This is a genomic window from Corynebacterium nasorum, assembly GCF_030229765.1.
In the GTDB taxonomy this organism is placed as follows: domain Bacteria; phylum Actinomycetota; class Actinomycetes; order Mycobacteriales; family Mycobacteriaceae; genus Corynebacterium; species Corynebacterium kefirresidentii.
The window spans coordinates 297,627-318,111 of sequence record NZ_JASPGY010000001.1 but is presented as its reverse complement, the minus strand read 5'-3'; the positions used below and the strand labels follow the sequence as shown (position 1 = coordinate 318,111).

The window sequence follows — 20,485 nt, the reverse complement described above, 5'->3', positions numbered from 1 at the left end:
CGATGATTTTGCATGGCCCACTTCGTACCTGTGCAAGCGGTACGGGTTTTCATTGTCCGGTATTGCGCACTAAACTGGTGGTTTCTATACCGGTTGGCGGTAATTTTAAAGATGGATTCTTTTTGAGCTGGGAGGTTCACATGGTTGATCACGCACGCGCAGCGCGTATGGCCAAGCGCATTCAGGAAATCGTGGCAAGCGCCATCGAACGCCAGATTAAGGATCGCCGCCTTGAGCTGGTGACCATCACGGATACTCGAGTCACAGGCGACCTGCACGATGCCACCGTTTTTTATACCGTGCGCGGAAAAGACATTGACTCCGAGCCGGATTTCCAGCAAGCAGAAGAAGCTCTCAAGCGCGCTAAGGGGCAGCTGCGCAAGATTGTAGGAGATCAACTCTCCGTGCGCTTTACCCCGACGCTGACCTTCGAGGTCGATACCGTCCCAGAAGCTTCAGCTCATATGGAAGAACTATTAGCTCGTGCCCGTGCCCGCGACGAGGAGTTGGCGAAGCTGAAGGAAAACGCCCAGCCCGCAGGGGACGCAAACCCATATAAGACCTCCGATGAAGACGAGGCTTAAGTGACTAAAAAGCAATACCAGCCGGCCGTTGCTGCCCTGCAGGATGCCCACAGCATCTGCATTGTCACGCATCTGCGGCCGGACGCCGATGCTATCGGTTCTGCTGCGGCGTTGCTGCTCGCGTTGCGGCAACAGGGCAAAGACGTGTGCGCCGTCGTGGGCCAAGATCGGGAAATCTCCCGGAACTTATACACCATTCCCGGTGCCGAGGACGTCATCGTCAGCCGCGAACTGCCCGAAGGCTACGACCTTTATGTCACCGTTGATTGTGGTTCCTTGGACCGGACGGGATTTTTTGCAGACCACATTGAGCAGCTAGCCCAGCAGGGCCGGGTTCTGTGCATTGACCACCATTCTTCTAATCCAGGATTCGGTGCCATCAATGTGGTGGATACCGAATGTGAATCCACCACCGTGGTCTTGCTGAGCATTTTGGATTCTCTAGAAATTCAAGTTGACCGCCATATCGCGCACTGCCTTTATGCTGGTTTGATGACTGATACCGGCAGCTTCCGCTGGGGTAGGCCGGCAATGCATGATATTGCCACCCGCCTTATGCATTACGATCTCGATACCAAGCAGATCGCCGCTGACCTCTTGGATTCCATCACACCGGACGATCTACAGATGATTGGTAGGGTACTGGCTGGTCTGCGTATTGAGGAAGCAGGGGAGCACACCCTAGGCATCCTTGTCGCGCGAAGGGATGATATCCACGGCCACTCAGATTCGGCCGTGGAGTCACTGGTGGAATTCGTCCGCGCGCTAGAAGGAACCACCATAGGCGTGGTGTTTAAAGAGCAGGCTCCGGAGGTATGGGCGGTATCCTTGCGTTCCTCTCGGATTGATTGCTCCTCTGTTGCGCTTAACTTTGGCGGCGGCGGGCATGTTCCAGCCGCAGGGTATACCGCTCACGGAGCTCCAGAAGAAATCATTAAGGAATTGGTGGCCGCTATTCAATGAGTACAGGGCAGACGGATGGATTGAACACCCAGGATCGCTCCACCGCCGGCACAGTAACCGCACGCGAGGTCTTTGGCCTCGCGTTTCCTGCGCTTGGCGTGCTAGCGGCGATGCCGCTCTATCTTCTGTTGGATACTGCGGTGGTCGGCCGCCTTGGCGCGCAAGAGCTAGCTTCTCTGGCCGCAGCGACCACGATTCACTCCGTGGTGACTACGCAGTTGACATTTTTGTCCTACGGCACGACCGCTCGCTCTGCTCGCCTCTTTGGCTCCGGAAAACGCGAGGCTGCGGTTGCTGAGGGCGTACAAGCTACCTATGTGGCCTTGGGAGTAGGCGGGCTTCTCGCGGTTATCATGTGGATTTTCGGCGGCGTATTTGCTCGTGCTTTAACTGGTGATCCCGCCACGGCTGCCGGAACGGCGTTGTGGCTGCGCATCGCGGCACTTGCCATTCCCGTTACATTGGTGGAAATGGCTGGCAACGGGTGGATGCGCGGAGTCCAAGATACAAAGAAACCGCTGTATTTCACCTTGGCTGGCATGATTCCCGGCGCGATTGCAGTGCCCATCTTTGTCCATTTCTGGGGGCTGGCCGGCTCCGCTATAGCCACGGTACTGGGCATGAGCATTATTGCTGCGCTATTTGTCCGCGAATTACACAAGGAACATACCGGCTCTTGGCACATTCAATGGCATGTAATACGGGAGCAGTTGATTTTGGGCCGCGATCTTATTCTGCGCTCGGCTAGCTTCCAGGTGGCCTTCCTCACCGCCACGGCCGTGGTCTCCCGGGTGGGTACCGCTTCTCTGGCCGGTCACCAGATCATGATGCAGTTGTGGAACTTTATGTCCCTCATCTTGGATTCTTTGGCCATTGCCGCACAATCTTTGACGGGAGCGGCCCTAGGCGCTGGCTCTGCTAAGCATGCACGCGGTGTAGGCAGCAAGGTCGTGTTGTACTCTACGATTTTTTCGGGACTGCTGGCCGCTGTTTTCGCTGCCGGCGCGGGAATTATTCCACGCATCTTTACCTCCGCTCCGGAGGTACTCGATGCCATTGGCCAGCCGTGGTGGATCTTGGTAGCCATGGTCATTGGCGGTGGCGTAGTCTTCGCGCTCGATGGCGTACTGCTTGGCGCCGGCGATGCAGCCTTCTTGCGCACACTGACTATTTCTTCGGTTCTGGTGGGATTTTTGCCAGGCGTCATCTTGGCGCATTTTATGGGCACAGGGTTGACTGGCGTGTGGTGCGGCCTTGCTGCATTCATTGCTTTCCGTATGGTGGGCGTGGTCTACCGGTTCCGATCCATGAAATGGGCCGTAGTACAAGAGAACTAGCTGCGCTAAAGTGGGCGTATTGATATTCGCGGGTGATGCACGTCTCCGTGCAGTGCGCAGTTGTTTGGAAGGCAGGTAGAACCTATGCCAACAGTGTGGGCGGTTTCTGACCTGCATGGTGCGGTAAGCGCCAATAGTGAGCGCATTGCTCAGCTCACGCCGCCAGATCCCGCGGATTGGCTCATCGTGGCTGGAGATGTAGCAGAGCGCACCGATCTCATCATTCGTATTCTGCGCCAGCTCAAAGTCCGCTATGCCAGAGTCATCTGGGTGCCTGGCAATCATGAACTTTTCTCGCGCTCACAAGAGCAATATCAAGGCCGAGACAAATACACGCACCTGGTAGATAGGTGTAGGGAAATCGGAGTTATCACTCCCGAAGACCCGTATCCGGTATTCCACGGGACTACTATCGTGCCGCTTTTTACGTTGTATGACTATAGCTTCCGTCCACATGGTCTTAGCGTGGACCAAGCTATTGCAGCGGCACGTGCAAAGCAACTGATGATGACGGATGAGTTCGCCATTGCCCCCTTTGTAGACATTCGGGCGTGGTGCTGGGATAGATTGGCCTATTCCATTAAACGTCTTTCCCGCGTGAATGGTCCTACGGTGCTGGTCAACCATTGGCCGTTGGTGCAAGAGCCGACGATGCTGTTGCGCTTTCCCGAGATTGCCTTATGGTGCGGAACGCGGCATACACGGTCGTGGCCGCGCCGCTATAACGCCGAATCCGTAATCTATGGACACTTGCACATGCCCTCCCGCATCAATGTGGACGGCGTGGACCACATAGAGACATCGTTGGGGTATCCCCGAGAGTGGCAGGGCCGCGAGACCGCCCAGGCGTGGCCCTATCCGGTACTGCGTTTCCTTGAGGAGGAGGGGACACCATGATGTATCCAGAGCTATTTCCTGACAGTGCGCGATATTGCTATGTGCGCACGGATTCGAGCTACGCGGATTTGGCCAATTTTGAACAGCTCGCGGCCGAAGAAAAGTCACTCGTTTCCCAGGCAGTTGATGTACGCAAGGCGGAGTTCGGCGATGCGAGGTGGTGCGCGCACCGAGCCTTACAAGAATTGGGTGCTAACCCGACGACGCCGATTTTGCGCGGCGAGCGGGGCATACCGCTATGGCCAGAAGGCTTTATCGGATCGATGACGCATACTGAGGGAATGCGGGCCGCGGTGGTTGCTCCAACCTCCGCCCTAAAATCTGTGGGCTTGGACGCAGAACCCGCCGAGCCGCTGCCGGATCATGTTCTTGCCATGATTGCCCGAGCCGGGGAGATGCCGCAGCTTTTGCGGCTAAGTAAGGCGGGGATTAACTGCCCAGACCGATTGCTCTTTTGCGCCAAGGAAGCCACGTATAAATCGTGGTTTCCCATGACCTTCCGCTGGCTCGACTTTGATCAAGCTGAAATTGATCTGCGCGAGGATGGCACGCTCATTTCCTATATTTTGGCCCGGCCCACTCCGGTGCCGTTTATCACTGGGCGCTGGGTGATTCGAGATGGCTACGTCATCGTGTCCACATCGGTTCCGGCCCTAGACTTTAGCCATTAAAGGGTAGAAGGCCGTGCGACAAACACGGTGGCTAGGCGCTTGCCCTTTTCCTTGATGAGCGCGACCGCCTGACCATTGGGAGCCACGGCAGCATGCACGCCTTTAAGCCCGCGGGGTTCGAGCCATTTGCCCATAGCTAGAGCCGCCGCCTCATCCTCGGTGACGGATAGAACCGGGAAGCAGCGAGCCAAGGCTTCGTCCAAGCTCAAGGAAAGGCGCGGGGAATCGGCAAGGTCGTCGAGCGAGAGGGCGTCGGCAAGCGTAAAAGGGCCCACCTTTGTGCGGCGCAAAGCAGTAAGGTGCCCGCCTACCTGAAGCGCCTCGCCCAAATCACGGGCCAGGGAGCGGATATAGGTGCCAGAGGAGCAATCTACCGTGACATCTAAGTCGATATAGTCGCCCTCGCGGCGCTGTGCGAGAACGTCGAATGTATCCACCGTTACCGGACGCGCGGGAATGTCTACCTCATGGCCCTCGCGTACGAGCTCATGGGCGCGGCGGCCATTAATCTTAATGGCTGATACGGCCGCGGGCTTTTGCATGATATCGCCAGTGAGCTTGGTAATTTCAGCGTCAATTGCAGGGCGGTCAACGCCTGCAGCGCTAGCGCCCCAGGAGTATTCCCCCTCGGCGTCATCGGTGGTGGTGGCGGCGCCGAGCCGGATAGTGGCGTCGTAGGACTTAGTGGAGGCAACCATGTGGGCCAAGAACTTGGTGCCCCGCTCCAGGCCAAGGACAAGCACGCCGGTGGCCATGGGATCCAAGGTGCCGGCATGGCCCACCTTTTTGGTGTGAAAATACCTGCGTAGGCGGCCGACAACATCGTGGGAGGTCATACCGGCGGGTTTGTCTACGATGACGAGGCCGGAGTTTGCGAGCACATCAGTCATAGCCTCTAAGTCTATGCTCTACGATGGTCTGTGTGGATATTTGGTACGGAATCGATGACATCCCTGCGGAAGTAGGCCCAACGTCAGTAACAATCGGCGTCTTTGATGGCCTACATCGCGGCCATCAGCAGCTCATTTCCGCCTGTGTGGAGCACGCTCGCGCCAGTGGTGAGCGCGCTGTCATGGTAACCTTTGACCCGCACCCGGTGTCGGTATTCTTACCGGAGCGTGCCCCACTGGCGGTGCTCAGCTTTGAGCGCCGGCTGGAATTGGCCGAGGAGCTAGGCATTGAAGCCGTGCTTGTCATCGACTTCACCAAAGACCTAGCCGGCGTGGAGCCGCGGCCTTACGTGGAAGAATTATTGGTGGGAAAGCTCAATGCGCAGCACATAGTGGTGGGGGAGAACTTTACCTTTGGCGCGGGTGCCACCGGAACCGCCCGGGCCATGCAAGATTTTGGTGCCGAGTTTGGCTTTAGCGTGGATATCGTCCCGTTGCTGGATGATGCGGGCGTGCGTATTTGTTCTACCCATATTCGCGAGTGTCTTGCAAACGGGGACATTGAATCCGCTAATTGGGCGCTCGGCCGCCATTTCACCGTGACCGGGCCCGTGGTACGCGGCGCGGGTCGGGGAGGAAAGGAACTGGGATTTCCTACGGCCAATCAGTACTTCCCGGATACGGTGGCCATCCCGGCCGATGGCGTTTATGCAGGGTGGTTTATTGTCTACTCTGACGCTTCCATAGACGGCGACATGCGCCCTGGCGTGGCCTACGCGGCTGCTATTTCCGTGGGCACCAACCCCACTTTTGGTGACGAGGAGCGCTCCATCGAGTCCTTCGTGCTCGACCGCGATGCGGATCTGTATGGATATGAGGCCACGGTGCATTTCGTCGGTCACCTTCGCGATATGGTGAAGTTCAATTCCGTGGATGAGCTGCTAGAGGCCATGGCCAATGACGTAGCCAAGGCCCGCCAGGTGCTTGCCGCCGATGCTAAGGCACAAGGCTGGACCGCCAAAGACTATTTCCTACGGGAGAAATAAATGAAGGCCATTCTCGATCTCGATACCGGCATTGATGATGCCTTGGCGCTGGCGTATGCCATAGCCCATCCAGACTTGGAACTAATCGGTGTGACCTGTACGTACGGCAACGTGACTGTGCCCTTGGCCGTGCGCAATACACTTGCCCTCCTGGAGCTGCTGGGCAAAGGTGATATTCCGGTTTTTGCCGGCCCCAGCCCGGATGGCTTTCGGCCGAGCGATATTTCCTCCTTTATCCATGGCCGCAACGGCGTAGGCGAGGTCCTCCTGCCGCCGGCAACCGGGCAGGTCCAGTCTCAACCCGCGGCAGATTTCCTCATCCAAGCAGTCCACGAGCATGGCGCTGATTTGGTCATCATTCCTACCGGTCCTTCCACCACTATTGCGGCCGCAATGCGCCAAGACCCCAGTTTTGCCGCGAACGCGCACCTGGTGATGATGGGCGGGGCGCTCACAGTACCTGGAAATGTCACGCCGTGGTCTGAGGCTAATATTTCCCAGGATCCGGAGGCTACCGATTACCTATTCCGCCATGCCGGCGATATCACCATGGTGGGCCTGGATGTCACTTTGCGCACGTTGTTGACTGCGGAGGAATCCGCTCGTTGGCGCGCTTCGGGTACCCGTGCCGGCCGCATCTTCGCGGATATGGTCGGTTATTATATTGGTGCTTATGCCACTACGTCGCCGTATTTGGGCGGTTGCGGCCTGCACGATCCACTGGCCGTGGCGGTGGCGGCAGATGCCTCGCTTGTCGACGTCCTTTCGATAAACCTCAAGACCGATACCACCAGCCCTACCCGCGGTCGGACAATCGCAGACGAAACCCGGCTTTCGACACCGGCAACCGCGAAAGTAGCTGTAGGTGTAGATAGCGAGCGCTTTGTGCGGGAGTTTGTAGAACTACTGGAAGCCCTCTTTAGCGAGCTCTAGCAGGCCAGACTTAAGGGGCAGGTGGTTTTGATTTTCTGTGTCCGGACGCTGTAAGGTATTTCTTTGGCTTAGCGACTGCGGTTCACAGCAGTTGCGGCACGTACAAGTCTCGCGCACCGCGCAGGCTTATGCGTCACGATAATGTGGACTGAAATAAAGGAGAAATACTCATGGCTTTGACCACTGAGAAGAAGGCTGAAATCCTCAAGGAGTACGGCCTGCACGAAACCGATACCGGTTCCCCCGAGGCACAGGTTGCCCTGCTGACCTCCCGCATCAATACCTTGACCGAGCACCTGAAGTTCCACAAGCACGATCACCACTCCCGTCGTGGTCTGCTGCTGATGGTTGGTCGCCGTCGTGGCCTGCTGAAGTACCTGGCTGAGAACAACGTCGATCGCTACCGTGATCTGATCTCTCGCCTGGGCCTGCGTCGTTAATCTCGGCTCAGCTTTGGCCCTCTCGCCCCGCCCTTAGGCGGGGCTTTTGTGGTTTTTCTGTTAGAATTTGACAGCGTTGTCGTAGACAAAATTGACCAGGCGGCACCGACGATCGCCTAAACCACTCAAGGAGACATTTTTTAATGAGCGTTCAGAACTCCGTCGAGTTCAACATTGACGAGGACTTTGGCATTACCGAAGCCATTGCCACGCTAGACAATGGTGACTTTGGTACCCGCACGTTGCGCTTTGAAACCGGCCAGCTAGCCCGCCAGGCAGACGGCTCCGTGACCACCTACTTGGACGATGACACCATGTTGTTGGCCACCACCACCGCTTCTAACCAGCCGCGCGAGGGATTCGACTTCTTCCCCTTGACCGTTGACGTAGAAGAACGCATGTACGCCGCTGGCAAGATTCCGGGCTCCTTCTTCCGTCGAGAGGGACGCCCTTCCTCTGAGGCTATCCTGGCCTGCCGCCTCATCGACCGCCCGCTGCGCCCGACCTTTGTCAAGGGCCTGCGCAATGAGGTCCAGGTTGTCGTCACCGTCATGTCCCAGGATCCGGAAGAGTACTACGACGTCGTTGCCATCAACGGCGCTTCCGCCGCTACCCAGCTGTCGGGCTTGCCCGTCTCTGGTGCTGTAGGCGGCGTCCGCATGGCTCTTATCGCCGACGATAAGCACCCGGAAGGCCAGTGGGTGGCTTTCCCGAACCACGAGCAGCACGAGCGCGCGCTCTTTGAGATGGTTGTTGCCGGCCGCATGGTAAAGAAGGGCCGCAAGGACGACGTGGCCATCATGATGGTCGAGGCCGGTGCTGGCACCAACGTTGCAGAGCGCATTGCTGAAGGCGCCCCTGCGCCGCAGGAAGCAACCGTCGCTGCAGGCCTGGAAGCAGCCAAGCCATTCATTAAGACCCTGTGTGAGGCCCAGAACGGTCTGGCGGAGCGTACCGCCAAGGAAACTCAGGAATTCCCCCTCTTCCCAGCCTATAGTGATGACGTCTTTGAAGCTGTGGAAAGCGCTGCTACCAAGAAGCTGGAGAAACTGCTGACTATTCCGGGCAAGCAGGAACGCGACGATGCTACCAATGAATACATGGAGCAGGTCGAAGAAAAGCTCTTGGACCAGTTTGAAGACTTGGATGAGGACAATGCCTCGAAGCAGATCCGTGGCGCGTATAACGCCCTGATGAAGCAGATCGTGCGCCAGAAGATCCTCTCTGAGGGCTTCCGCATTGATGGCCGCGGCGTTACCGATATCCGTGACCTTTCCGTTGAGGTGGATTTGGTGCCACGCGCTCACGGTTCGTCCTTATTTGAGCGCGGAGAAACTCAGATTTTGGGTGTTACGACGCTAGACATGCTCAAGATGGAGCAGCAGATCGATTCTCTGACCCCAGTGGAATCCAAGCGCTATATGCACCACTACAATTTCCCGCCATACTCCACCGGTGAAACCGGCCGCGTAGGTTCCCCGAAGCGCCGCGAGATTGGTCACGGTGCACTAGCCGAGCGAGCCCTGCTTCCGGTCATCCCCTCCCGCGAGGACTTCCCATACGCCATCCGTCAGGTCTCTGAGGCCTTGGGCTCCAACGGCTCTACCTCCATGGGTTCCGTATGCGCCTCCACCTTGTCCCTCTACAACGCCGGTGTTCCGCTCAAGGCACCCGTAGCCGGCATCGCAATGGGCTTGGTTTCCGGTGAGGTCAACGGTAAGGAGAAGTTCGTCGCCCTGACCGATATCCTCGGTGCCGAGGACGCCTTTGGCGATATGGACTTCAAGGTCGCAGGTACTTCCGAGTACATCACCGCCCTGCAGCTAGACACCAAGCTGGATGGTATCCCGTCTAAGGTCTTGGCTCAGGCATTGGAGCAGGCTCGTGATGCCCGCTCTACCATCCTGGAAACCATGGCTGAGGTCATCGATACGCCGGATGAGATGTCTGGCCTCGCCCCGAAGATCACCTCTGTGAAGATCCCGGTCAATAAGATTGGTGAGCTCATTGGGCCAAAGGGCAAGACCATCAACCAGATCACCGAGGAGACCGGCGCAGATGTCTCCATCGAAGATGACGGAACCGTCTATGTTTCCGCTGCTACCGGTGAAGCCGCAGATGCTGCCATCGAAAAGGTCAATTCCATTGCTAACCCGCAGCTGCCGAAGGTAGGAGAGCGCTTCCTAGGCACCGTGGTAAAGACCGTTCCGTTCGGCGCATTCGTTTCCCTGACCCCGGGTCGCGACGGTCTGATTCACATTTCCAACCTGGGTGGCGATGAGCGCATCGAAAAGGTGGAAGACGTCATCAACGTTGGCGATAAGGTTCAGGTAGAAATCGCTGACATCGATAACCGCGGCAAGATTTCCCTGGTTCCGGTTGAGGATTAATCCTCAAGCCTAAAGAAGGCCCTGAGCTCCAGTTCACCCACTGGAAGTCAGGGCCTTTCTTGATTTTTGCGTACCCCGAGCGGTGATGTCAGAACTTTAATTCTGGAAATCAATCACCACGCGCGATGGCTCTTGCAGAAAAGTCACCGAGTAGGGAGTCTTTTTCTTAAGGCCGATAATGAGCTGGGTTTGTGCCTCAAATGTGGTGGCGTAGTTGATTTCGCTCACCACCCCGGCACCCGGAGTAGTGCCTGGGGACATGTATTTTTCCTTGAGCTCAGGGGTTGAAGGCCATGGCGTTCCCTCAATGCCTAGGTTTAGAAAGGTAGTGCCCTGAACCTCAACTGGCTTGCCGGATGCCTGTTGGGCAGGGGCATCGGTATAGGAGGTAAACCACCCCGGTTCACCTTCGCCCTCCAAGTCGATAACAACGCGCGTAAACCCATCATGAGCTCCCACTCGCACACCCGTGGGGATGAGGTTTCCAAGTCCTTCCGGCATATGTTGTTGGTCCTCGAGCGAGGCTGTGCCCATGCCCGCAAACGCAACTGGGGACGCGACTTGTGGGATTGATTGCTGGCCAGCATCCGCCGCTGAGGTGCTTTGCGGGGCGGAAGTAGTAGGTGGGGTGGTGCTGGCTGCGGCCTCAGCCGTGTCGACAGTTGACTGAACCTCGCTAAGTGCCGGTGAGCTTTGCTGCGTGGAGTCCTCTGCGGAACAAGCGGCAAGCGCTAATGCGCATCCTGCGCTGGTGGCTAGGGCGAGAGTGCGAGAGAAAATTGAACGAGACAAGTTCATCACTTCCTTGGTGCTTACCGTGCTATAAGCCCCATCCTACTGAGGCTGATGGGGCAGGGGTTAGAAAGTGATGCAATTGTTAAACGTCCTAAGAGGCACGTTGCGGAAGCGGGAAGTAGGCCTACTTCTTTAACTGTACGAGCTGAATAAGGTTTCCCACGGTGTCATCAAAAGCGGCAATGATGGAGGGGCCAACATCGGTGGGCTCCATGGTAAAGTGCACGCCCTTGTCATTGAGGTCCTTGTATTCCTTTTCAATATCTGCCGAAAGGAACTGGGTCACTGGGATTCGATCGGCCTTTAGTGCTGCGGCATAGTCTTTTGCAGCGGGATGCCCCTTCGGCTCCAGAAGCAGCTCAGTATCTCCTTCACCATCGGCATTGGTGACGGTAAGCCACCGGAAATCGCCGTGCGTAACGTCATCCTTAACGCGGAAGCCTAGGGTGTTGACGTAGAAATCGTGAGCGCGTGAAACATCATCTACAGGAACAGAAGCGATATAAATCTGCATGCAGGCCATCCTAGTGACGAATGTAAGTCATCGTTTAGAAGCACACGTCCTTTCAGACAGGCGAGGAATTGCGCAGCTGTCATGCGCGTTAGGATGGAGAGAAAAGTACTAAGAATGTGGCTGAAGTAAGGAGAGCACACCATGGCAATCAAAGTTGGCGTTCTAGGCGCCCACGGACGTGTGGGCCAAGCAATCGTCGAAGGTGTTAGCGCGGAGGATGACCTAGAGCTGGTGGCAGAAATCGACCGCGGTGATGATTTGCAGCAGCTTGTCGACGCCCACGCAGAGGTCATCGTGGACTTTACCCAGCCGGATTCCGTCATGGGCAATCTGGAATTCTGCATTGCCCTAGGCATTCACTGTGTGGTGGGGACCACTGGCTTTGATAAGGAACGCTTGGCGCAGGTAGAGGAGTGGACTAAGCAAGACGGTGCTGGCAATGTCCTGATTGCGCCGAATTTTGCCATCTCCGCTGTGCTCACCATGGTGTTGGCAAAGCAGGCCGCTAAGTTCTTTGAAACTGCAGAGGTCATTGAATTCCACCACCCGACAAAGCTGGATGCGCCGTCCGGTACCGCCATCCATACCGCTGAAGGGATTGCAGCCGCTCGCAAGGAGGCAGGCCTAGGCGAGATGCCGGATGCCACGGAAAAGCAACTGGACGGTGCACGCGGAGCCAATGTCGACGGCATCCCGGTACACGCGGTACGCACTCGCGGCATGGTCGCACACGAAGAGGTTATTTTCGGTGCCCAAGGTCAGTCTCTGACTATTCGCCAAGATTCTTATGACCGTGCGTCATTTACCCCGGGCGTACTGGTGGGCGTGCGCCAGATTGCGCAACACCCAGGTTTGGTCGTCGGCCTAGATAAGTACTTGGGGCTTTAAGCTATGGCTAAAGCAAGTGAGCTAGACATTCAGCTCATTGCCGCAACGCAATTTCACGCCCCGCGCACTGTGGACTGGACCGCGGATGATTCGGCCTCAGATGGGGAAGCACTAGTCGAGTTTGCTGGAAGAGCGTGCTACGAGTCTTTTGACAAACCAAATCCCCGCACGGCAACGAATGAAGCCTATCTACACCACATCATGGAGGTAGGTCATACCGCATTGCTTGAGCATGCCACAGCCACGATGTACATCACGGGGCTGTCGCGTTCGGCGAGCCATGAGCTTGTACGCCACCGGCACTTTTCCTTCTCGCAGCTTTCCCAGCGCTTTGTCCACCCAGATGAAACTGAAGTGGTTTTGCCTAAATTGGTGGCCGAAGACGAGCAGCTTAGCCGGTTGGTCATGCAGGCTGTAGATGAAACTCGCTTTGTCTATGACGAGCTGCTTAGCGCGCTCGAAGAGAAACTGGATGAGCCTAATGCACTCCTGCGTAAAAAGCAGGCTCGCCAGGCGGCCCGTGCCGTGCTTCCCAACGCAACAGAAACCCGCATCGTTGTCACCGGCAATTATCGCGCGTGGCGGCATTTTATCGGTGCACGTGCCGCGGAACAGGCCGATGAAGAGCTGCGCCACGTCGCGGTAGAGTGCTTGAAGTTGCTGCAGAGCAAGGCGCCGGTGCTCTTTAATGACTTCAATATCACCACGTTGGCTGATGGCACCCAGATGGCGGCAAGCCCCTACGCCTAACACGCGCGAGACCCCGATGCGGCTAATTGTTAGCCAAAAGGGTAATCTTGACGCCTATGAGCACAGGTATGACAGCAAAAACTGGCGTCGACACCTTTGGACGCATCGGCGTCGCCATGGTTACCCCGTTTGACCGTGACGGTGCGCTGGACGTTGCAGCAGGTCGTCGCCTAGCGGCTCATCTCGTAGACAATGGCGTTGATTCGCTCATCCTAGGTGGAACCACGGGCGAATCACCGACCACGTCGGTTGAAGAGAAGCTGGAGCTGCTCAAAGCCGTAAAGGAAGAAGTCGGAGATCGCGCAAAGCTATGCGCCGGTGCCGGAACGAATGACACCGCAGCTTCCATCAAGTTGGCCAAAGCCACCGCGGATGCGGGGGCAGATAGCCTATTGGTGGTGACTCCGTACTACTCGAAGCCCTCCCAAAAGGGTGTTTATGAGCACTTCGCCGCAGTCGCGCAAGCCACGGATCTACCAATCTGTGTCTATGACATTCCTGGCCGCTCGGGCATCCCAGTGGCGCCGGATACCCTCCGCCGCCTTGCGGATTTGCCGAATATCCAAGCCGTGAAGGACGCCAAGGGCGACCTTCCTGCGGCCGCAGAACTGATCCAAGAAACCGGTCTGGCCTGGTATTCCGGTGATGATCCGATTAACCTGCCGTGGCTTTCCCTCGGCGCTTCTGGATTCATCTCCGTCATCGGCCATGTTGTGCCGCGTGCTTTGGCAGAGCTTTATGAAGCTTTCGACGCGGGCGATATGGCCCGCGCCCGAGAAATCAATACCACAACGCTCCTTCCGCTTACCCGGGCACAAGCACGGTTGGGCGGAGCGACGTTTGCAAAGGAAGCCCTGCGCCTGCAGGGCATCGAAGTTGGCGATACCCGTCTTCCTGTTACCGCTGCGAGCGAGGAGGAACGCGAGGTACTTCGCCGTGATCTGGAACAATCTGGAGCCCTTTAAGAATGAATGAACCCCGTAACCGTTCCCGCAAGGTGACCCGCAAGGCGGGCCCACCGGCGGAAAACGAAACCGCCTCCAACGAGGCGGCTTCGCCAGTTTTCCAAGCCCCAGCTACTGATGCTGGCAATTCCGCACAGGATAAGCCGGCTAAGGGCGATAAGGACAACTCTGGCAAAAAGAATTCTTCCGATAACCACCATGATGGCGGCGGTAACAACCGCCGCTCCCGTTCCCGTGGTAGCCGCGGCCGTGGCCGTGGTGGTAACGGCAACGGCAATAACCATGGTGGAAATAATAACCATGGCGGCAACAACAAAAATGGCAACGGTAAGGGCCGCGGCCGCAATAACCGTGGTCGCCGCAACGTGCCCAAGTCGATGCAAGGTGCGGATCTAACCAAGCGTTTGCCAGAGCCGCCAAAGCAGCCGAAGGATGCACTCCGCATTTATGCTTTGGGCGGAATCTCGGAGATCGGTCGCAATATGACCGTCTTCGAGTACGGTGATGACCTCCTCATCATTGACTGTGGTGTGCTCTTCCCGTCTTCCGGTGAGCCGGGCGTGGACCTTATCCTGCCTGACTTTGGCCCCATCGAGAAGAAGATCCACAAGGTCAAGGCCCTCGTCGTTACTCACGCGCACGAGGATCACATCGGAGCTATTCCGTGGCTGCTGAAGCTGCGCCCAGATATCCCTATTGTTGCTTCCCGCTTTACCATCGCGCTCATTGCCGCGAAGTGTAAGGAACATCGTCAGAAGCCGAAGTTCGTCGAGGTTAATGAAAAATCCGACGTGACTTATGGACCATTCCGGGTTCGCTTCTGGGCAGTTAACCACTCCGTACCGGACGCCTTGGGCATCATGTTGGGAACCCCAGCGGGCAATATCATCCATACCGGTGATATCAAGCTGGATCAGACCCCACTGGATAATCGTCCAACCGATCTGCCAGCCCTGTCTCGTTACGGTGATGAGGGCGTCGACCTCATGCTGTGTGATTCCACCAATGCCACCGTGCCTGGTGTATCTGCATCTGAGGGAGATATCCCCGCCAACTTTAAGCGTCTCGTTGCCGGCGCGAAGCAGCGCGTTATCTTGGCTTCCTTTGCATCCAACGTCTACCGCGTGCAGGCTGCCATCGACGCTGCCGTGGCAAATGGCCGCAAGGTGGCTTTCAACGGCCGTTCGATGATGCGCAACATGGAAATCGCGGAAAAGATGGGCTTTTTGAAGGTCCCTCGCGGCACCATTATCCCCATTGATGAGGCTGCCAAGATGGCTCCGCACAAGACCATGCTCATTACCACCGGTACGCAGGGTGAGCCAATGGCCGCTCTATCGCGCATGGCTCGTCGCGAGCACCGCCAAATTACCGTACGTGATGGCGATACCATCATCTTCTCCTCCTCGCTTATCCCGGGCAATGAGGAAGCGGTCTACGGCGTGATTAATATGCTGTCTCAGATTGGCGCCAACGTCATTACTAACCAAGACGTCAAGGTGCACGCCTCGGGCCACGGTTATGCCGGTGAGCTGCTATTCCTGTACAACGCAGCGCGCCCGCGCAACGCTATGCCGGTGCACGGCGAGTGGCGCCACCTTCGTGCCAATAAGGAGCTGGCCATTTCCACCGGTGTGGACCGCGATCGTACGGTGCTGGCACAAAACGGCGTCGTCGTGGATTTGCGCAAGGGCCGCGCCGAGGTCGTAGGCCAGATGCAGGTGGGCAACCTCTACGTCGATGGTGTGTCCATGGGCGATGTGGATGCCGATACCTTGGCCGACCGCACCAACCTGGGAACTGGTGGCGTGGTATCTATCACGTGCGTGATTGATAACCGCACCTCGCGCCTATTGGAGCACCCAACGGTATCTACCACAGGCTTTTCCGATGATGACCGCGGCATCGTGCCGGAGGTCGCAGAAATGGTAGAAAACACCATGAATGATCTCGCCGCCGAGGGCGAGAACGATACCTACCGCATGGTGCAGAAACTGCGCCGCAAGGTATCTAAACTTATGGATTCGAAGTACAAGCGCGAGCCGGTCATTCTGCCGACCATCGTGCCGACCAACTCCGGCCCATTGGTTACCGATGATGAAGACGTAGATGCTTCTCGTGAGTCCCTGTAAATAGCAGGGTTCTTCGTATAAAGGCAGACGCAGCCCCAGCATGCTAGCTAGCTCGGTATGCTGGGGCCTATGTCGTTTTGTTCTGCTGAGCGCGCCAAAATGGTCGCGCTATTTCATAAGCTTGGTCCTGATGCCCCTACTTTGTGCGAGGGTTGGACTACCCGTGACCTAGCCGTACATCTGTGGGTGCGGGAAAATCGCCCCGATGCAGCCGCTGGAATTTTTGTCAAGGCATTGTCCGGCCACCTTGAAAAGGAATCGCGCAAGGTTTCCGAACGCGACTTTGATGAGCTCGTTGATGACTGGGGGAGGGGACCGGCTACCTATAACCCCGTTCGTTTCGTGGATGCACAGCAAAACTTTGTAGAGCATTTTGTTCACCACGAGGACATTCGCCGGGCTAATGGCATGGGTCCGCGAGATTTCTCGGCACGAATCAAACAGCAGATGCATAGCTACCTGAAGCTCTTAGCTAAGGTGGCCCTGCGAAACTCGACTCGCCCGGTCATTATGCAGCCCGAAGGATTACCGCGCATTGTCGCCGCGGATAAGCACGGCGTAGCAGATAAGGGAGATGCCGTAGTCCGAGTATCGGGGGAGGTAGGCGAACTGATTCTGTGGTCCTTCGGACGTGACGCTGCCGAAGTCGCGCTCGAGGGAGATGCCAAAGCCGCCGTACGGTCAACTCTCTAGCCTTGAATTAGTACTATTATCGCAATCGTCGTGCGCCGTTGGGGGTGTGACTTTAGATTATGACCCTAGGCCTCGGGGGAAACGCGTGTGGCTAATGTGATTTATGGGGTGTCACGGTTAAGGTAGAGGCATGTCTGTCAAAAATGCCTCTTCGCGCGGGACGCGCCGAAAGACGAATCGTTCACGGCCATCTGGCCGCAGCCGGTCCGGTGCTGGCATGCCGGAAACCTTGGCTATGACGTCCTCGCATCGGCGTGCTGCAGCGACCTCACAGGAGCGCACTGGTAGTGCGTTCCGGGCCGTCGGCAAGGGCTTGGGCGCAGTGTTTGGTGCCACGGCGCGCGGCATGGGAAACATGGCGCGAGGTGTAAGCCATGGAATGGCCGGGCTGAAGCCGAGCGAAGACGTATATGACACCGAGGAGTACGAGACGACAAGGGAGCCGGAAGAAATTTCTGCACGCGGGGAGAATAAAAAGAAAAGCAAGGTTACTCGTGCCAATGATGAAGCAGCGGAAGAACACCCTTCGACCATGGAATTGGGTGAGTCGGAGTCGCGCGGCATTCAGGTGAAAAATCCCGATGCGGTGGCACTCGTGCTCATCGGTATTGCCATCGTGCTCGCGGCTACGGTCTGGTTCGGTGTCGCTGGCCAAGTAGGTGCCTGGGTGGGCAATATCGTGCGCTATGTCATTGGTGCGGGCGCATGGGTGCTGCCAGTGGCCTTAGTGGCTTTGGCCATTGCCTTGATGATGGATATCTCCGGCCCGGCGGGGCATTTTAAGCCGCGCATTGTGGGCGGAATTAGCGTCATTGTATTGGCCATGCTCAGCTTGATCCATATCTTTGCTGGCACCCCTGAACTTGGCTTTACCCCGGAAAGTGCCGGTGGCGCGGGCGGAGTAATCGGCTATGCCATTGGTGGCCTGTTGGAGACTGCCTTTACCTCCTTCGTTGCAGTGCCGTTGCTTTTCCTCGTCATTATCTACGGCGCCCTTTTGGTCACCGGAATCACCATCCGCGAGGCTTATGAGTTGGTGGCTGATGCCATCGCTGCAGCTTTCTCTCGCTTTGGCGGTGCGGATGAAGATTATTACGAAGACGAAGGCGATGACCTCTATGGACACGTCACCGGCGATATCGATGATATTGCGGAAGGGCGTGAGCGCAGCACCCGCCCGGCCCGACCTGCAGCCAAGCGCCGAACCTCTGAACGCGGTGGAAGCCTGCGCGCTTTCCGAGGCCGCACTGAAGGCCCCTCTCCGCGTGGTTCCTCTTATCCCACAGAGTCCCCCGCTGCGGCGGAGGAGGACGAAGCAACCCGTTCCTTTAGCGCGCCAACGCGTGGCGGCTTTCAGTCCGTGTCCACTCCGGCGGAGAAGCCAGTTTCGCGCGATATTGAGGATACCGATGAGATTCCAGTCGTAGAAGGTCCTGCTGCGTCTTCGCCGGCCCAGCCAGACTCCGTAGACTCGGAGCCGACCCGCGTTCTGGGCACCGCTGGCCAGCGCTCCGCATTTGACTCTGCTCGCTCTGCTTCAGCAGCGGGTACCGCCGCCGGTTCCGCTGTGGGATCGGCTGCGGGGGCAGCCGCTGGCGCTGCGGGAGCTGCAGGGGCGGCACGTGGCGCAGCTAAGGCTGCAGGTGCCGGTGCTGCCGGAGCCGCTGGAGCCGCGGTAGCAGGTGCTGCCGCAGGTGCCGCTGGGTCCGCTGCACAAGGAGGCGCGGATGCAGTATCGTCCGCGCACGAGAAGGCTCGCCAGCTCTTCCGTGAACGTTCTGGACGCGATGCAACGACCGGCGCGCAGGTGGATAGCTCTCAACCGACGGCCGAACCAGGAGCGGGAACGGGTAGTGCCGGTGCGCCCGCGCCAGCTGAGGCGCCCGCCGCCGCGCCCGCCGCACAGTTTGGCAACGAGAATTACGCGGTTCCTTCTACGGATTTGTTGACTCCGGGAACCCCAGCCAAGGAGCGCACCGAGATTAATGACCGCATTATCGAGGCCATTACTGATGTCTTTGAAGAGTTCAAGGTGGATGCGCAAGTCACCGGTTTCAGCCGTGGTCCAACAGTGACCCGTTATGAAATCGAGCTGGGGCCAGGCGTCAAGGTATCCAAGATTACGAATTTGCAGTCCAATCTCGCCTACGCCGTAGCCACGGACAACCTGCGCTTGCTGACGCCTATCCCCGGCAAGTCAGCTGTTGGCATTGAAGTTCCCAACCCAGACCGCGAGATGGTACACCTGCGTGAGGTGCTTGATGCGCCCAGCATGACTAGCTCTCCTGACCCGATGCTTATTGGATTGGGCAAGGATATCGAAGGCGAATACACCTCGTTCTCGGTACAAAAGATGCCGCACTTGCTGGTCGCCGGTGCTACCGGTTCCGGTAAGTCCGCTTTCGTCAACTCCATGTTGGTCTCGCTGCTAACCCGAGCCACCCCTGAGCAGGTTCGCCTCATCCTGGTGGACCCGAAGATGGTGGAACTTACCCCGTACGAGGGCATTCCGCACTTGATCACGCCCATCATTACCCAGCCGAAGAAGGCCGCAGCAGCCCTGCAGTGGCTGGTGGAGGAGATGGAGCAGCGCTACATGGATATGAAGGCTGCTCGCGTGCGCAAGATTGAGGACTATAACCGCAAGGTGGTCTCCGGCGAATACCAAGCACCGGCAGGCTCCGAGCGCGAGGTACGCCCGTACCCGTACATCGTCTGTGTCGTCGACGAGCTGGCGGACCTGATGATGACTGCGCCAAAGGAGATTGAGGACTCCATCGTCCGCATCACTCAGAAGGCGCGTGCCGCCGGAATTCACCTGGTCCTGGCAACCCAGCGCCCGTCCGTTGACGTGGTGACCGGTCTGATTAAGACCAACGTGCCTTCACGCTTGGCCTTCGCGACGTCCTCACTGACGGACTCTCGCGTTATCTTGGACCAGGGTGGCGCGGAAAAGCTCATTGGTATGGGCGATGGCCTCTTCATTCCGCAGGGTAAGCGTCCTGTGCGTATGCAGGGCGCATTCGTCTCAGATGATGAGGTTATGGCGGTTGTCGATGCCGCCAAGTCGCAGGCCGCGCCGAACTACACCGAGGGCGTGACTGAAGAGAAGCAATCCGAGGCCAAGCAGGAAATCGATGAGGAAATTGGCAAGGACATGGACGACCTCCTCGAAGCCGTCGAGCTGGTGGTCACCGCCCAGTTGGGCTCGACCTCGATGCTGCAGCGCAAGCTGCGCATCGGTTTTGCCAAGGCCGGTCGTCTGATGGACCTGATGGAATCTCGTGGCGTCGTCGGACCGTCCGAGGGCTCCAAGGCCCGCGAGGTCCTAGTGAAGCCGGAAGAGCTCGATACCATCATTTGGATGATCAAGGGCGCCGACCCTGCCGAGGCGCCAAAGGAAATTCAGGAGGAGATGCAACAGCAAGAGGAGGACGAAGCTGCCGCTACTTCCGACGCCTCCTCCGCAGGCTCCGATTCCTCCCCGCAGGGCGATGCTGGCGACACTCGTACCGTCCAGGCAACGTATAACCCTTCGACAGGTGCCTTCTAAGATCGTGTAAAGTTGGACGGGTCTTGGAGGGGAGTACCCCATCC

General features: G+C 57.6%; 18 protein-coding genes. 15 read left to right on the top strand and 3 right to left on the bottom strand.

The annotated features are described in order from the left end of the window. Positions 1-140: 140 nt before the first annotated feature. The 5 genes from rbfA (at position 141) to QP904_RS01510 (ending at position 4,452) form a co-directional block, all read left to right on the top strand. The gene (gene rbfA, locus QP904_RS01530; protein WP_023021335.1) at positions 141-584 is read left to right on the top strand and encodes a 30S ribosome-binding factor RbfA; all 444 of its coding nucleotides are present in this window, start codon (positions 141-143) and stop codon (positions 582-584) included. Further along, a complete protein-coding gene (locus QP904_RS01525) occupies positions 585-1,547 on the top strand; it encodes a DHH family phosphoesterase (protein ID WP_239204205.1) in 963 nt (320 codons plus the stop codon). After that, entirely contained in the window at positions 1,544-2,884 is a 1,341-nt protein-coding gene (locus QP904_RS01520; RefSeq protein ID WP_023021337.1) for an MATE family efflux transporter, read from the top strand. Before QP904_RS01525 ends, QP904_RS01520 begins: the two co-directional genes overlap by 4 nt. A gap of 84 nt (positions 2,885-2,968) precedes the next feature. Then, complete coding sequence (locus QP904_RS01515; protein ID WP_284835410.1) at positions 2,969-3,781, top strand: metallophosphoesterase family protein; 813 nt, start codon at positions 2,969-2,971, stop codon at positions 3,779-3,781. Next, complete coding sequence (locus QP904_RS01510; protein ID WP_284835409.1) at positions 3,778-4,452, top strand: 4'-phosphopantetheinyl transferase family protein; 675 nt, start codon at positions 3,778-3,780, stop codon at positions 4,450-4,452. Before QP904_RS01515 ends, QP904_RS01510 begins: the two co-directional genes overlap by 4 nt. On the opposite strand, the gene truB is transcribed toward QP904_RS01510, so the two are convergent. Continuing rightward, positions 4,449-5,342 carry a tRNA pseudouridine(55) synthase TruB gene (truB, locus tag QP904_RS01505; RefSeq protein WP_284835408.1) on the bottom strand — a complete coding sequence of 298 codons (894 nt, stop codon included), beginning with the start codon at positions 5,340-5,342 and terminating at the stop codon, positions 4,449-4,451. The two genes, QP904_RS01510 and truB, sit on opposite strands and share 4 nt — an antisense overlap. Positions 5,343-5,365: 23 nt before the next feature. Between truB and QP904_RS01500 the strand changes: the two genes are divergently transcribed. The 4 genes from QP904_RS01500 (at position 5,366) to QP904_RS01485 (ending at position 10,151) form a co-directional block, all read left to right on the top strand. Next, positions 5,366-6,388, top strand: coding sequence for a bifunctional riboflavin kinase/FAD synthetase (locus tag QP904_RS01500; protein WP_284835407.1), 1,023 nt, complete (start codon positions 5,366-5,368; stop codon positions 6,386-6,388). Then, positions 6,389-7,321, top strand: a complete 933-nt coding sequence (locus QP904_RS01495; protein WP_284835406.1) for a nucleoside hydrolase — start codon at positions 6,389-6,391, stop codon at positions 7,319-7,321. 170 nt (positions 7,322-7,491) lie between these two features. Further along, positions 7,492-7,761 (top strand): 30S ribosomal protein S15, encoded by a 270-nt coding sequence (gene rpsO / locus QP904_RS01490; protein ID WP_005278802.1) that lies wholly within the window; start codon positions 7,492-7,494, stop codon positions 7,759-7,761. Between the two features lie 143 nt (positions 7,762-7,904). Further along, on the top strand, positions 7,905-10,151 hold the full coding sequence (locus QP904_RS01485; RefSeq protein ID WP_023021343.1) for a polyribonucleotide nucleotidyltransferase: 2,247 nt from the start codon (positions 7,905-7,907) through the stop codon (positions 10,149-10,151). Positions 10,152-10,247: 96 nt separating this feature from the next. Here the strand turns inward: QP904_RS01485 and QP904_RS01480 are convergent, their stop codons facing one another. Beyond that, a complete protein-coding gene (locus QP904_RS01480; RefSeq protein ID WP_436406949.1) occupies positions 10,248-10,943 on the bottom strand; it encodes an AMIN-like domain-containing (lipo)protein in 696 nt (231 codons plus the stop codon). 127 nt (positions 10,944-11,070) lie between these two features. Then, a complete protein-coding gene (locus tag QP904_RS01475) occupies positions 11,071-11,460 on the bottom strand; it encodes a VOC family protein (RefSeq protein WP_284835405.1) in 390 nt (129 codons plus the stop codon). Between the two features lie 141 nt (positions 11,461-11,601). On the opposite strand from QP904_RS01475, the gene dapB reads away from it, so the two are divergent. The 6 genes from dapB (at position 11,602) to QP904_RS01445 (ending at position 20,441) form a co-directional block, all read left to right on the top strand. Next, on the top strand, positions 11,602-12,348 hold the full coding sequence (dapB, locus tag QP904_RS01470; protein ID WP_284835404.1) for a 4-hydroxy-tetrahydrodipicolinate reductase: 747 nt from the start codon (positions 11,602-11,604) through the stop codon (positions 12,346-12,348). A 3-nt stretch (positions 12,349-12,351) separates the two neighbouring features. Then, positions 12,352-13,098 (top strand): FAD-dependent thymidylate synthase, encoded by a 747-nt coding sequence (gene thyX, locus QP904_RS01465; protein WP_049361193.1) that lies wholly within the window; start codon positions 12,352-12,354, stop codon positions 13,096-13,098. A 56-nt stretch (positions 13,099-13,154) separates the two neighbouring features. Further along, complete coding sequence (gene dapA / locus QP904_RS01460; RefSeq protein WP_284835403.1) at positions 13,155-14,063, top strand: 4-hydroxy-tetrahydrodipicolinate synthase; 909 nt, start codon at positions 13,155-13,157, stop codon at positions 14,061-14,063. Positions 14,064-14,065: 2 nt separating this feature from the next. After that, on the top strand, positions 14,066-16,195 hold the full coding sequence (locus QP904_RS01455; RefSeq protein ID WP_023021349.1) for a ribonuclease J: 2,130 nt from the start codon (positions 14,066-14,068) through the stop codon (positions 16,193-16,195). Between the two features lie 57 nt (positions 16,196-16,252). Beyond that, on the top strand, positions 16,253-16,888 hold the full coding sequence (locus QP904_RS01450) for a TIGR03085 family metal-binding protein (RefSeq protein WP_034655396.1): 636 nt from the start codon (positions 16,253-16,255) through the stop codon (positions 16,886-16,888). Between the two features lie 217 nt (positions 16,889-17,105). Next, positions 17,106-20,441, top strand: a complete 3,336-nt coding sequence (locus QP904_RS01445; protein WP_396130024.1) for an FtsK/SpoIIIE family DNA translocase — start codon at positions 17,106-17,108, stop codon at positions 20,439-20,441. Positions 20,442-20,485 lie beyond the last annotated feature (44 nt).